The organism is Saccharospirillum sp. (assembly GCF_039982735.1).
GTDB lineage: Bacteria > Pseudomonadota > Gammaproteobacteria > Pseudomonadales > Natronospirillaceae > Saccharospirillum.
On the sequence record NZ_JBDWXV010000015.1, the window covers coordinates 19,768 to 34,654 of the forward strand.

At 55.4% G+C, this 14,887-nt stretch carries 11 protein-coding genes; 3 read left to right on the forward strand and 8 right to left on the reverse strand.

What is annotated here, in order from left to right; all coding sequences use genetic code 11:
• Positions 1-17: 17 nt before the first annotated feature.
• From ABJT94_RS13540 to ABJT94_RS13570, 7 genes are all read right to left on the reverse strand, one after another.
• Entirely contained in the window at positions 18-1,706 is a 1,689-nt protein-coding gene (locus ABJT94_RS13540; protein WP_348476158.1) for an ABC transporter substrate-binding protein, read from the reverse strand.
• Between the two features lie 371 nt (positions 1,707-2,077).
• The gene (locus ABJT94_RS13545) at positions 2,078-3,811 is read right to left on the reverse strand and encodes an ABC transporter substrate-binding protein (protein WP_348476057.1); all 1,734 of its coding nucleotides are present in this window, start codon (positions 3,809-3,811) and stop codon (positions 2,078-2,080) included.
• A 77-nt stretch (positions 3,812-3,888) separates the two neighbouring features.
• Positions 3,889-4,161: a DUF2160 domain-containing protein gene (locus ABJT94_RS13550; RefSeq protein ID WP_348476058.1), complete on the reverse strand. Its 273-nt coding sequence runs from the start codon at positions 4,159-4,161 to the stop codon at positions 3,889-3,891.
• 11 nt (positions 4,162-4,172) lie between these two features.
• On the reverse strand, positions 4,173-4,967 hold the full coding sequence (locus ABJT94_RS13555) for a carbohydrate ABC transporter permease (protein WP_127555746.1): 795 nt from the start codon (positions 4,965-4,967) through the stop codon (positions 4,173-4,175).
• A gap of 94 nt (positions 4,968-5,061) precedes the next feature.
• Complete coding sequence (locus tag ABJT94_RS13560) at positions 5,062-5,952, reverse strand: sugar ABC transporter permease (protein WP_348476059.1); 891 nt, start codon at positions 5,950-5,952, stop codon at positions 5,062-5,064.
• A complete protein-coding gene (locus ABJT94_RS13565) occupies positions 5,945-7,045 on the reverse strand; it encodes an ABC transporter ATP-binding protein (protein ID WP_348476060.1) in 1,101 nt (366 codons plus the stop codon). Before ABJT94_RS13565 ends, ABJT94_RS13560 begins: the two co-directional genes overlap by 8 nt.
• Before the next feature lie 2 nt (positions 7,046-7,047).
• On the reverse strand, positions 7,048-8,136 hold the full coding sequence (locus tag ABJT94_RS13570) for an ABC transporter ATP-binding protein (RefSeq protein WP_348476061.1): 1,089 nt from the start codon (positions 8,134-8,136) through the stop codon (positions 7,048-7,050).
• Between the two features lie 679 nt (positions 8,137-8,815).
• On the opposite strand from ABJT94_RS13570, the gene ABJT94_RS13575 reads away from it, so the two are divergent.
• Entirely contained in the window at positions 8,816-10,750 is a 1,935-nt protein-coding gene (locus ABJT94_RS13575) for a sigma-54-dependent Fis family transcriptional regulator (protein WP_348476062.1), read from the forward strand.
• A 14-nt stretch (positions 10,751-10,764) separates the two neighbouring features.
• Here the strand turns inward: ABJT94_RS13575 and glpK are convergent, their stop codons facing one another.
• Entirely contained in the window at positions 10,765-12,249 is a 1,485-nt protein-coding gene (glpK, locus tag ABJT94_RS13580; protein ID WP_348476063.1) for a glycerol kinase GlpK, read from the reverse strand.
• Between the two features lie 440 nt (positions 12,250-12,689).
• On the opposite strand from glpK, the gene ABJT94_RS13585 reads away from it, so the two are divergent.
• Entirely contained in the window at positions 12,690-13,523 is an 834-nt protein-coding gene (locus tag ABJT94_RS13585; RefSeq protein WP_348476064.1) for a hypothetical protein, read from the forward strand.
• A gap of 14 nt (positions 13,524-13,537) precedes the next feature.
• On the forward strand, positions 13,538-14,857 hold the full coding sequence (locus ABJT94_RS13590) for an OmpA family protein (RefSeq protein WP_348476065.1): 1,320 nt from the start codon (positions 13,538-13,540) through the stop codon (positions 14,855-14,857).
• Positions 14,858-14,887 lie beyond the last annotated feature (30 nt).

Consider the following 14,887-nt stretch of genomic DNA (forward strand, 5'->3'; position numbering starts at 1 on the left):
ATAACCATCTCCCAGGCTCAACGAGCGCGCCCGGCATTCCAGGCTTCCAGTAAATCGTCGTAGCGGATGGTCTGCCCTGGGGGTTTTTCGTTGGCCAGTACCGCCTTCGGTGCACCAGGTTGAGATAGCCAGTAGTCAGCGCCTTCCGCATCGACAAGTCGCTCTATGTGCGGTCGACATACCTCGGTCTGTACCGTGCGCTGCATCGTAGACATCACCCGGTCTTGCTCGGTGGCTAGCTGATCCAGCGCTTCCTGTGGGGTTTTGATGCCAGATACGGCGTCAGCAATGTTGGGCCACCAGCGCTCGGACAACCTTGGATAATCCGGGACGTTGTTGCCGGTCGGAGTCCAGAACGCCCGGGCCGGGCTGCGATAAAACTCCACCAGACCACCAAGCCTGGGGGCCATTTCAGTCATCGCCCCGGAAGCCAGGTCTGAATCACGAATTGGGGTCAGTCCGGTCAGGGTCTTCTTCAGGGAGACGGTTTTCGAGACAGTAAACTGAGCGTACAGCCAGGCCGCTTGCTGGCGCTCAAGGCTCATGAAGCGGGGAATTGTCCAGGCACCCACGTCCTGATAGCCCAGTTTCATCCCCTCTTCCCAGTAGGCGCCATGGGGCGACGGGGCCATGCGCCACTTGGGTGTACCGTCGGCGTGAGTAACCGGCAGACCGGACTGCAACAAATCGTGGGTAAAGGTGGTGTACCAGAATATCTGCTGGGCAATGTTGCCATTGGCTGGCAATGAACCGGCCTGTTCGAAGGTCAGGCTCTGTGCTTCCGGGGGTGCGAATCGCTTTAGCCAGTCAATGTAAGTAGTCAGCGCGTAGACCGAGGCCGGAGCATTGGTGGCACCGCCTCGCGCTACGTGTGAGCCTACCGGACGGCAATCCTCCACCCGTATGCCCCACTCATCGACCGGCAATCCATTAGGCAGACCCGGGTCGCCGGCACCCGCCATGGAAAACCAGGCATCGGTAAAACGCCAACCAAGCGAGGGATCCCGTTTTCCGTAGTCTGAATGGCCATACACACGCTGCCCGTCGAGTTGTCCGACGTCGTCGGTGAAAAACTCGGCAATGTCTTCATAGGCCGACCAGTTGACGGGCACACCAAGGTCATAGCCATAACGCTCGGCGAATCGGGCTTGCAAGTCGGGGCGTTCGAACCAGTCATAGCGGAACCAGTAAAGGTTGGCGAATTGCTGGGTCGGCAACTGATAGATTTCCCCATCGGCGCCGCGCACGAAATCGAGGCCAATAAAGTCTTCGATATCCAGTGTCGGCAAGGTCACTGCCTCCCCTTCATTGGCCATAAAATCACTGAGTGACAGAATTTTTCCGGATCTGAAATGCGTGCCAATCGAATCGGAATCGTTGGCGAACAAATCAAACTCATTGGTACCGGATATCATTTGCAACCAAAGCTGGTGTATGACCTGATCTTCACGGGCGATGACATGATTAACCGTTATACCGGTGATCTCTGAAAACGCGCGGGCCAAAACCTCCGATTCATACTCATGCGTCGCAATGCCTTCACTCAATACGTTGATGATCATACCCTGCAGTGGTTCGGCTGCAGATCTGAACCAGTCAAGTTCGGCCCGCTGCTGCTCCCGGGTCAGGGTGGAGGGGGTGAATTCCTGGTCTATCCAGGTATCCAGAACATCGGCCAGGGTTACCTGGCAGGCACAGCACATCATCAGGACGGCCGCCCGAAAAAAGGAATGAGAATTGAACATGGGAATAACCTTCACTGTGTACCCGCTCGCACCGTATTGTTAGCACGGCAATGCAGGTTTTTATTGTTCGTTTTAGGTTAAGGCTTCCTGAGACTTGCGCTTCCATCACTACCTTCGACCGACACCAGGCTTCTGGTGTTATCGAAAAAGGGGCTGGAAACCAGCCCAAGGACTCAGCACTTGTGGGTACAAACGAGAGGGGGTTTCAGGCAGAAACCCCAGGCCGGGTGAATAGTCCGGCCGCCTCATTTGCATTAACTCTCGTGTCTAGTTGATCTGTCTGACAATGTTAAAATGAGGGTTTGCTCATACGGCGAGCAAACCCCAGTCCGTTACATCGTACCGGCAGCCATCCACTCAGCCATCATTTCATCATATGGCTGGGTACGGCCCTGCGGCTTTTCATTGTTCAGACGAGGCTTGGGTGCACCCGGCTGATCGAGCCAGTATTGGGCATCACGCTCTTCATTGAGGATTGGAGCATACTGCTCAAACACATTGGCACGAGCCAGACGACTCATGGTGTTATCAATCGCACCGGCCAGATTATCCAGTGCTTCCTGAGCAGAAATTTCACCACTAACGGCCGGTGCCAGGTTCTGCCACCACAGCGGTGCAAGCCGCGGATAGTCAGGTACGTTGGTACCAGACGGTGTCCACATGCTCTCATTCGGGCTGCGATAGAATTCAACCAGACCGCCCAGCTTGGGAGCCAGCTCAGTCATTTCATCGGAATTGATATCAGAACGACGAATGGGTGTCAGGCCGCGGATGGTTTTTTCCAGCGACACCGTTTTGGACACAGTGAACTGGGCAAACAACCAGGCAGCGGTACGACGGTCTTCCGGCGTGGAATCAAAGAAGGTCCAGGCACCTACGTCCTGATAGCCGACTTTCATGCCTTCTTCCCAGTACGGACCGACTGGCGATGGAGCCATTCGCCACTTCGGCGTTCCGTCGTCTTCCGTTACCGGCAATGACGGATCCGTCATGTCTGCCGTAAAGGCGGTGTACCAGAACGCTTGCTGGGCGATATTGCCCTGCGCCGGTACCGGCCCTGCTTCACCAAAGGTCATGCCCTGTGCTTCTGGTGGTGCATAGTCACGCAACCAGTCAACCATTTTACGCAGCGCGTATTCAGACGCGGGCGAGTTGGTAGCACCACCGCGGGTAACACTGGCACCAACCGGGTTGCCCTCTGCATTCACACGAATGCCCCAGTCATCGACAGGGTTACCGAACGGCAGACCCGGGTCGCCCATGCCGGCCATGGAGAACCAGGAGTCGTGGAAGCGCCAGCCCAGTGACGGATCACGACGACCATAGTCCATGTGGCCATAAACGGTTTGGCCGTCGATTTCGCGACCAGTGAAGAACTCAGCGATATCTTCATAGGCCGACCAGTTCAATGGCACACCCAGGTCATAGCCGTACTCGTCACGGAACGCCGCCTTCAGGTCTTCACGCTCGAACCAGTCGGCACGGAACCAGTAGAGGTTGGCGAACTGCTGCGTAGGTAACTGGTAGATCTTGCCGTCCGGGCCGGTGGTGTACTGGATGCCGATAAAATCATCCAGATCCAGGCCCGGGTTGGTAAAATCGCGCCATTCATTTTCCATTGCATCTGAAATGGCAATGGTCTTCCCGTAGCGCAGGTGCGTGCCGATCGCATCCGAGTCGTTGACGAAGCCGTCATAAATGCTTCGGTTGGACTGCATTTGCGTTTGCATGGTGTTTACAACGTCACCCTCGCCGATGATGTTGTGCGTGACTTCAATACCGGTAATTTCGGCAAAGGCTTCAGCCAACACGCTCGATTCATATTCGTGTGTTGTCAGCCCTTCAGCAACGGTACTGATCTCCATGCCCCGGAACGGTTCGGCGGCCTGAATGAACCACTCAAGTTCAGCAATCTGCTCTTCACGGCTGAGCGTAGAGCGCTGAAAGTTGTTATCAACCCAACGCTCGGCCGCTTGACGATACTGGTCTTCGGCCTGAGTGTGGGCAGCAATCAGGAAAGAACCTGACATAACTAGCGATAGGTACTTCATTTTTTTATTGTTCATGATGACCTCATTCTTGGTTCTCGAATTACATCCCTTTACTAACATCGTCCTTTCCTTTTGTTTCACATTGCTTCGGGTCAACCCCAGCGCATCAGTACGACTACCCAGACGACTGACAGAGCGGTTGCTACCAACACGTGAAACTCCGTAAACCCAACCATACCCAGATGAAAGAAAGCACTGGTCAGCAGACCAATAAACAGTCGATCACCCCGGGTGGTACTGATGGGCAAAAAACCCTTGCGTTCAATCGACGGCGAGAAATACTGCCACACCGTCATACCCGCCAGAATCACCGCTATTGCAGAGAAAAAGCCGGCTGTGGGTAAAGTCCAGACCATCCAGTTCATTGGAAGTCTCCTCAGGTACGGCCAAGAGCGAAGCCCTTGGCGACGTGGTTACGAACAAAGTAGATAACAAAAATGCCAGGCAAGATGGTCAGAACGCCGGCAGCCGACAACAGCCCCCAGTCAATGCCAGACGCCCCGGCCGTGCGCGTCATGATCGCCTGAATGGGCTGTGACTCCGTTGCCGTTAAGGTGCGTGCAAGCAACAGTTCTATCCAGGAGAACATGAACAGAAAGAAGGCGGTGACCCCAATGCCCGAGCGAATCAGTGGAATGTAGATCTTCAGGAAGAAGTTCCAGAACTTGTAGCCGTCGATGTAAGCCGTCTCATCAATTTCGATGGGTACGCCCGACATAAACCCTTCCAGAATCCAGACAGCCAAAGCCACGTTAAACAGACAGTGAGCCAGTGCTACGGCGATGTGCGTATCGAACAAGCCGATCGAGGAGTACAGCTGGAAGAATGGCAAAGCGAACACCGCCGGTGGCGCCATCTTGTTGGTCAGCAGCCAGAAAAACAGATGCTTGTCACCAACAAACTTATAGCGACTGAACGCATAGGCCGCCGGCAGTGCTACCAGCAAACTGATGGTCATGTTCATGGCCACATAGGTCATGGAGTTGATGTAGCCGCTGTACCAGCTAGGGTCGGTTAGAATGCGCTGGTAGTTATCCAGCGTGAAATTATTGGGAAAGAATGACAGCGCACCCAGTATTTCCTGGTTGGTTTTAAACGACATGTTGACCAGCCAGTAGATCGGCAGGATCAACAGTACCAAATAGATGGTCAGACCAATGCGTGACTTCATGGCAGAGTCTCCTTTGTACCGGGCACGAACATCGAATGAGGGGGCAGATTTCGACTTTGGCATCGAAGCACCGTTTGTCGTGGTCATCGTCATCTCAGCTATCCCCGGTCTTTTGCGTCGTCTTATCTTTTTGCATGTGCATGATGGTGGTGTAGAACACGAAGCTCACCGCCAGAATGATCAGAAAATAAATGATCGAGAAAGCGGCCGCAGGGCCCAGGTCAAATTGCCCGATGGCCATCGCAGTCAGTGCCTGGCTGAGGAAGGTGGTTGAACTGCCAGGGCCGCCCCCTGTCAACACAAAAGGCTCGGCATAGATCATGAACGAGTCCATAAAGCGAATCAGCACGCCAATAACCAGCACATTGGTCAGCTTGGGCAGTTGGATGTAACGGAACACGGCCCAGCGTGAGGCGCGATCAATACGGGCAGCCTGATAATAAGCCTCAGGGATGGCGCGCAGGCCGCTGTAGCACAACAAGGCAATCAGCGGTGTCCAGTGCCAGACATCCATCAAAATAATGGTCGCCCAGGCATCGCCTGAATTTCGTGAAATGTTGTAGGCATACCCCAGTTCACGTACCCCCCAGCCCATCAGACCAATGTCTGTGCGGGTAAATATTTGCCAGATAGTGCCCACTACGTTCAGCGGAATCAGCAGTGGTAACGACACCAGCACCAGCGACAGTGATGCCTGCCAGCCCTTCTTGGGCATCATCAGCGCCACCAGAATGCCAAGGGGCACTTCAATGGCCAGAATGGTGAAGGAGAAAATAAATTGCCGGACAAGCGCACCCTGCAATTGCGGATCGTTCAACATCGTCCGGTACCATTCTGTACCGGTGAAGAAACGGGTATTAGCGTCGAACACATCCTGAACCGAATAGTTCACCACCGTCATCAGCGGGATAACCGCTGAAAATGCGACGACAATGAAGACGGGCAGAACAAACAACCACCCCTTGTTACTTTCAATCTTATTCATGGGGAAGCTCCAACAAATATTCGTCGGCATAGACTTTGAGCCATTGCTCGGGAAAGCTGACGCGTGCTTTTTTATCCGGCACTTTCTGATCTTCGTGCAATCGTGCCTTCATCGGAATCGAGCCGAAGCGGAACGACATGATCCGGTAGGTACCCAGATCTTCGATATCCTGAATGGTGACCTCAAAGGCATCGTCATTGGCTTCTGTCCAGACATGGACAAACTCGGGGCGAATGCCCAGTTTGATGTTGTTAATACCGGACTGGCGCAAATGCGCGACCATCTCATCCGCTACCGGCATCAGCTGGCCTTCAAATTCAAGACCGCGATCAGTCAGCTCCGGCGTGATGAAATTCATGCCCGGGCTGCCAATGAAGTAACCGACAAAGGTATGCTTCGGGCTTTCAAACAATTCCCGGGGTGTACCGAACTGAACGATCTGACCTTCGAACATCAACGCGATCTTGTCGGCGAAGGTCGATGCCTCCAACTGATCGTGTGTTACATACACCATGGTGGTGTTGAACTGCTTGTGGATCTGCTTGAGCTTGCGCCGCAGCTTCCATTTCAGTTGCGGGTCAATGACCGTCAGCGGTTCGTCGAACAAAATGGCGGATACATCGTCCCTTACCAGGCCACGACCCATCGATACTTTTTGCTTCTGATCGGCACTTAGCCCTTTGGCTTTGCGGTTCAGCTGTTCAGTCAGCTCCAGCACTTCCGCCACTTCATACACCTTGGACTTGACCTTATGCTCAGGCACACCGATGTTGCGCAGTGGAAAAGCGAGGTTCTCGAACACCGTCATGGTGTCGTACACCACCGGGAACTGAAACACCTGAGCAATGTTGCGCTGCTCGGGTTTCAGTTTATTAACCCGGATATCGTCGAACAGGATGTCACCATCAGAAGGCTCCAGCAGGCCGGAAATGATGTTCAGCAACGTCGACTTCCCGCACCCGGATGGGCCCAGCAAGGCATAAGCCCCACCTTGCTCCCAGACATGCTGCATTTCACGAATGGCATAGTCTTCCGGACCTTTGGGGTTGGCACTGTAAGTATGCGCCAGTGACTTCAAGGTAATTTGCGCCATGATCAGGCCTCCACAAGTCGGGCGGGCGAGTGAACAAGCGAGCCCTGGGTATCGAAGGCATACAACTTGTGGGTCGGGAAATAGATTTTGATCTCCTGATCAACCTCGTATTCGTGGACTCCGGACAAATGCAGCACCAGCTCGAAGTGAGGGTTGCGCACGTGCAGGAAGGTCTCCGAACCGGACAGCTCGGCCAGATCCACTTTTACCGGCAGTTCAAGGTCGTCGTCGGAATGAGGCACCAGACCGATGTGCGAGGCCCGGACCCCGAACTGGTAATGCCCCGGCTGCAGCATTTTCAGATCATTGTTCAGTTGAAAGTGCACATCCTGATCAAAGGTGACTTCATTTTCTGTCACCTCACCCGGCACCACATTAATGGGCGGTTCCGAGAACATTTCTGCCGTGATGATATCGCGCGGCTTGTGGTACACCTGTGCCGTTGGGCCCATTTGCAGCAAGCGCCCCTCATGCAATACCGCTGTATTTCCGCCCAATGCCAGGGCCTCATTGGGCTCGGTCGTGGCGTAAACGGCAATGCAATTGCGTTCCTTGAACAGATTGCGCAACTCATCGCGCAACCCTTCGCGCAATTTGTAGTCGAGGTTGACCAGGGGTTCATCGAACAGGACCACCTGGGCGTCCTTCACCAGAGCACGAGCCATCGCCGTTCTCTGCTGTTGCCCCCCGGAGAGTTCCAGTGGCAGACGATCAAGCATGGACTCGATGCCCAGCATTTCAGCGGTTTCACGCACCCGCCTATCGAGCGTGCTTTTGTCCAGTTTGGCCAGGCGCAGCGGCGAGGCAATGTTTTCGTAAACGGTCAGGTTCGGGTAATTGATAAACTGTTGATACACCATGGAGATGTTCCGCTCGCGCACCGACACGCCGGTGACATCCACGCCGTTCATTAGAACCTTGCCCTTGGTTGGCCGGTCAAGTCCGGCCATCAGACGCATCAGAGTGGTTTTGCCGGAAAGCGTTCGCCCCAGCAATACGTTGAAGGAACCCGGTTCCAGTGTCAGATCGACATCCGAAATCCAGGTCTCTCCATCGACGACCCGTGACACGTTTTGCAGCGTCAATGACATGCTACTTACCCTTTGTCGTTATTGTTTGGTCTTGCAACCCCACTCACAGGTTGAGCGGGGTGGATAGCCTTATCGGCCTTTTGTTGTTATTTCGGTCTGAAACCGCTGTTGCTGGCCGGAATCCGGTCACTGCGTTTTTGGCTTGCCGCGGACAGATCAGATTCCGACATACTGTGATAGGAGTGTTACAAGACCCGTGCCAGAAGAAACGAAAATTATCGAATATTTTCCAACACCCTTATCTAATGGTGCTTCGCGCCCTATTTACCGCAATAAGCCCGGAAAAGCAGACGACCTGACCCTGCATCACCAGTGTTCAAAACTGTTCAAAGTGTTCAGACTGACCGTAAAAATGAACACTTTTGTGAACAACTGACCACACCTCGGCGTTACCTTGGCAGTGAGCCCCCTGTCGAAGCTGGCCCTCAATGCTGGGAGAACGTCAGCCTGAATCTGCCGATAGACGCCTATGAACACTGCTTCACAGTTGACTTGCCCGCAAACCAATGCAGAATGTTGCGCATGGCTTGTCGCTCCACCCTGGTAATCAGTGGTACCGGAGCCGGAAATGGACAAAAACGAACATTCAAGTCTGTCTAAACAACAACAAAACGCACAACCAAGTCCTGATTTCACAGGACATGAGAGTCTCGATACGAACACTAAAGATCACAAAGATGTGATTCAGGAATCGTGGTTCCGGTGTGAGCAGTATGGTCTGGAGCATGGTAGCCAGCCCAACTTTGCCACCTTACCGAAAGGGGAGCTCAAGGACCGGGTCGAACAGCATCACAGCTTGCTGGAGACAACGGAAAAAGAAGTCCTTCCGTACTACGAAAACATCCTGAGCAACTCATCTTGCATGATTGTTCTGGCCGACCGGCAAGGGCATGTCCTCAATACCTGGGGGCAATCGCGTTTCGGACCCGCTTCCGAACACGGGCTGGTGGGTGGCAATCAATGGACAGAGGTGGGGGTTGGCACCAACGCTATCGGTACCGCCCTGATCACCGGCCACGCCATTCAGGTAGGCCGGGACGAGCATTTCCTGCGTGCCAATCGCTTCATGGTGGGCTCGGCCTCCCCCATCTACGACACCAAGAATGACCTGGTGGGGGTTCTGGATATTTCCTCCGATGCCTACCTGCCGCAGGACCACACCCTGGGCATGGTTAAATTGATGTCGCTGAGTGTCGAAAACCGGCTGATTTATTCGGCGTTTCAGAAAGACCACTTTATACTCACCTTCAATACCAATGTCGTCAGTCTCGACAGCCACTGGTCCGGCATTCTGGTGCTCGATGAGAATGGCATCATCGTCTCGGCCAACCGGCGGGCCGAGGTCGTCCTGGCGCAGGATCTCGCCTTGTTGAACATCAACCAGGTCTTTGACTGCTCCATGCGGGAAATCAAGCACCACCCGCCCAACGCGCCGATGAAACTGCGTGCCATGGGCCGGTTTCAGATCTATGTAAAAGTCATCCCACCCCTGGCACCGGTCATGCGGGTGCCCGATTTCCGCAACCGGGCCGACTATAGCCCACCAGTCACCCCACTTGATGCTGAGGCACAGACCGCCCCTTTTGATTTGACGGCCTACACCGAACCAGACACAGGGCCAGAGGCGACAGAGCGCCAGGAAGTACAATTTCCAGCCCGGGAAATAGAGGCCGCCCAGCCGCAATACCCGCTGCCGCCTAATGTCATACCACTGGAGCAACTGGAACATGGGGACGTGCGGGTACGGCGGACGGTGCGCCAGGCGCACAAGATCATGGAAAAGGACATTCCAATTCTAATTCACGGTGAAACCGGCGCCGGCAAGGAAATTCTGGTGCGTAGCCTTCATTATCACAGCAGCCGGGCCAGTGAGATGCTGGTGGCGGTTAACTGCGCCGCCATCCCGTCGGAACTCGTCGAGTCTGAACTCTTTGGCTACGAGCGCGGCGCTTTCACCGGCGCTCAGAACAAGGGCTCGATCGGCCTGATTCGTCGCGCCCACCGGGGCACCCTCTTTCTCGATGAAATTGGGGAAATGCCACTGACGGTTCAGTCGCGACTGCTGCGTGTATTGCAGGAACGCATGGTTACCCCGCTGGGCTCAACCGAGGTGTTTCCAGTCGACATCAAGCTGATTTCAGCAACCAACCGGATTCTGAAGGACGAAGTCGCCGAAGGCCGGTTCAGGGAAGACCTGTATTACCGAATTTCCGGCCTCAATATCGAACTGCCCTCGCTGCGCGACCGGGCCGACAAGGCCGAACTGATCCGCTACGTTTTCGAGCGTTTGCGCCTGGAAGAACCCGCCCAGCCGCTGAGTGAGCACTTGCTTAAGATGCTGGTCAAACACCCCTGGCCCGGCAACATGCGCCAGCTGGTTCATGTTTTGAAAGTGGGCATGGCCATGGCCGACGGGGATGAACTGGAAGACTGGCACCTGCCCGACGACTTTTTCGATGAGCTCGACAGCCCGCACCAGCCGGGGAACACGCCAGAGGTAGAACCTCTGGAACGGCTAATACCCCGGTTGCTGAAAGAGCACCACGGCAATGTCTCCAAAACCGCAAAAGCGGCCGGGGTCAGCCGCAATACCGTTTACAAATACCGGGCCTGAACTCAATGCCTGGTTCAATCCATCAACGCTGATCGAACCGCGCGCTGCCAGCCAGACACCAGTCGCTTGCGCTGATCCGACTTCATGTCGGTATCAAAGGTGCGGTCTGCCTGCCACAATTCAGACAATTCCCGGGTCGACTTGTAAACTCCGGTCTGCAACCCGGCCAGCATCGCCGCACCCAGGGCGGTGGTTTCCGTAATGACCGGGCGGGTCACTTTAGAGTCGGTCACGTTCGACAGAAACTGCATCGCCCAGTTGTTCGCCGCCATGCCACCATCGATACGCAGTTCAACTTCGTCAATAGCGCCATCGTCGAGCATGGCACCCAGCAGATCGGCGGTCTGGTACCCGACTGACTGTAAACCCGCCGTCACGATGTGCTCAATGCCAGTATCCCGCGTCATCCCGACCAGAGCGGCGCGTGCATCCGGATCCCAATGCGGGGCGCCCAGTCCGGTAAACGCCGGGACCAGATACACATGCTGATCCGGCCCTACTTTTTCGGCCATGGCTTCGCTGTCAGCGGCGTGCTTGATGAAGCCCATTTTATCCCGCAGCCACTGCATGGTGGCCCCTGCCATGAAGATCGACCCTTCCAGTGCGTAGGTCACCCGGCCATCGATCCGGTAGCCAACGGTGGTCAGCAGGCGGTGCTTTGAATTGACCGGTTGCGAACCCGTGTTCATCACCATAAAACAGCCGGTCCCATAGGTGCTCTTGGTCATGCCCTTGTCGAAGCAGCATTGACCGAACAGCGCGGCTTGCTGGTCGCCGGCCACACCGGCAATGGGCAGCTCAATACCCACGACCTTCGGATCGGTAGTGCCAAAATCGGCGGCCGAATCCAACACCGTCGGCATCATTGAACGGGGCACACGGAACAGATCCAACAGCGCGGAATCCCATTGCTGGGTATGAATGTTGAACAGCAGCGTCCGCGAGGCATTGGTCGCATCGGTGACGTGGCGTTTGCCTCCGGTCATTTTCCAGATCAGGTAGGTATCAACAGTGCCGAACAACAGATCACCGGCCTCTGCCTGGGCCCGGGCGCCTTTGACGTTGTCGAGAATCCAGGCGACTTTCGAGGCGGAGAAATACGGATCCAGCAGCAACCCGGTTTTTTCATGCACCCAGCCTTCGGTTTTACGGTCCTGAAGCTCCTCACAGTACCGGGCTGTGCGCCGGTCCTGCCAGACGATGGCGTTATACAGCGGCTCACCCGTCTTGCGATTCCACACCAGGGTGGTTTCCCGCTGATTGGTAATGCCCAGCGCCCGAACCGTGCCATCGTGTTCCCCAGCCCTGGCAACGACCTTTTTCAAGGTATCGAGCGTCGACTGCCAGATGTCTTCTGGATTGTGCTCAACCCAGCCGTCATCTGGAAAGTGCTGTTCAAATTCCTGTTGCGCACTGGCCAGGCTGTCGCCCTGCCGATTGAAGAGAATGGTGCGGGTACTGGTCGTGCCCTGATCAATGGCTAGCAGTAAATCTGTCATAGGAACCCCGGATTCTGTAACGCCGTTATTTTCTTTTTTGTTCGATATTGAAGTTTATCCGCGCATAAACGAACTTTAAAGTGTTTTTCTGTGCTTTCTGCCTAGATATAGGTGTTGCGAAAATCAAGTACAGGCTGCCGGGTAGGCTTATCCGGGGAAGTCCGCAGCAAGGATGCTGCGGTCTAGGCCCCATGGATGGGTTCACGCCGACCCCGGGTAAGCCTACCCGGTGGCCTGAACGCACTCATTCCTACCAAGCAGAACCAACCTCCTTATTAAGTAGCCGAACACGTCACCCATCAAAGCGGATTCCCGGAACAGTGTGGTAACAGGCCATCAAAAACTCAAACCGAATATCAGGCAGAAAGTCGGTAGGACAACGTTAAGAACAGTGTGCTAAGGTACTTTCCGTTCGTCTGCTGTCGCATCTAGGAGTGTTCATGAGCAACCCCAAACATACCCTTTTCTGGATGACGGTCTACCTGCTGATCGTCGCTACCGTCTGTGCTCTGATTTATGAACCTCTCAAGTCCGCCTTTATGGCCAACTGGGTCTTTAATGCCCTCATTCTGGCCGTTTTGCTGATTGGTATTGGCCTGACCTACCGTCAGGTCCTGATTCTGCGCCCCGAATTGCAGTGGATTGCCCTGTTTCGAACCGGCCGCAGCGGCTTGTCTGTCAAGCAAGAACCGCGACTGTTAAAGCCGCTGGCGCGTCAGCTGGGTGAAGACTTCAAGCGCGACCGCTTTACCCTGTCGGCGCTGTCGCTGCGCACCGTGCTCGATGGCATTCGCTCACGGCTCGATGAATCCCGCGAGATTTCCCGCTATATGATCAGCCTGCTGGTGTTTCTAGGGCTGCTGGGTACCTTTTGGGGTCTGCTGGGCACCATTGAAGCGGTGGGCCGGGTAATCATCAACCTCGACATCGGCAATCAGGATTTTGAACAGGTTTTCGGCGAACTCCAGGCCGGCCTGTTGCGGCCCCTGGATGGCATGGGCACAGCCTTCAGCTCCTCCCTGCTTGGCCTCGGTGGTTCACTGGTGCTGGGTTTTCTGGACATTCAAGCCGGCCATGCCCAGAACCGTTTTTACGACAGTCTCGAAGAATGGCTGACGGGCCTGACCAACCTGATTGACGCGCGCGACCTGACCGAAGAGCCCGGCCTGCCACGGACCCAGAAAGCCCGTGAAGAATTGGCCGAAGAACTTCTGATCCTCGAAGAAGAAAATCGCCAGCTGAAAGAAAAGCTGGGCTTTTCTGACGACGACTGAACGGAGCCCCGCTGATGTTAGGCAGTCGCAGACGCGCTCAATCCACCGTCAATGTCTGGCCCGGCTACGTCGACGCCTTGTCGGCGCTGCTGTTGCTGGTCATCTTTATGTTGTTGATCTTCACGCTGGCGCAGGTATTTCTGGCTGAAACCGTCTCGGACCGGGATGCCGAACTGAACCGGCTCAATGCCCGCCTTGCCGAAATCAGCAATGCCTTGCGCCTTCAGGAAGAAAGCAATGAAGCACTGAACGAACGGCTGGTATCACTGCGCGCCCAGTATAACCAGAGCCTGCAACGCCAGGCCGGGTTAGAGGAGCAGGTAGCCGCGCTTGAAGAAACCATTGAGACCGACCGGGAAACCATTGAAGTCCAGCTACGGGAAAAAGCCGCACTGCAGCAGGATATCGTGACCCTGCGCGAATTGCGGGCCGAACTGGAACAGGAAATTGCCGGCCTGGTAACCCGCCTGAACCAAAGCGAGGAAACCGTCGATCAGTTGGAAGTCGAACTGGCCGCCCGGGATGAGCTGGTCGGTTCCCTGCGCGATCGCAGCCAGGCCCTGGAAGCCAGGTTGGCGACCGAAGAGGAGCGCACCCTACTCGCCCAGCGTGAGATCGAGGAACAGGAACTGCGCATTGAAGACCTGGTCGCCATCGCCAGCGAAGGCGAGGAAGCCCTGGAAGAGGAAAAACGCCTGTCGGCCCGGGCCCAGGCTGAGATTGACCGCTTGAGTCAGCAAATTGATGCCCTGCAAGCCCAGCTCAACCAGATCAGCACCGCTCTGGCACTGGAACAGGAATTGACTGCCGAGCAAGAGATTCTGCTGGCAGACCTGGGCGAGCGTTTAAATACGGCACTGGCACAGCGCGTTAACGAACTCGAACAATACCGTTCCGATTTCTTTGGCCGGCTGCGTCAGGCGTTGGCCAACAACCCCAACATCCGGATCGAGGGCGATCGCTTTCTGCTGCCTTCCGAGCTGTTTTTCGAGTCGGCTTCGGCGACGCTGGGCGCTGCGGGCCAGGGCGAACTGGACAAACTAGCCGATATTTTCGAAGAAATCGCCGCTGACATACCCGACGACATCAACTGGATACTGCGCATCGACGGCCATACTGACCAGCGCCCAATCAACACCGAGCGTTTCCCCTCCAACTGGGAGCTTTCCACAGCCCGGGCGGTGTCGGTTGTTCGCTATCTGGCACAACAGGGCATCGATCAGAACCGCATGGCGGCAGCAGGCTTTGGCGAACATCACCCGGTTGACCCGGCTTTCACCGAAGAGGCCTTTCAGAATAACCGGCGCATTGAGATCAAGTTGACCAATCGCTAAGGCGGCTTAAAGTCATCAAGCGGTTACTGC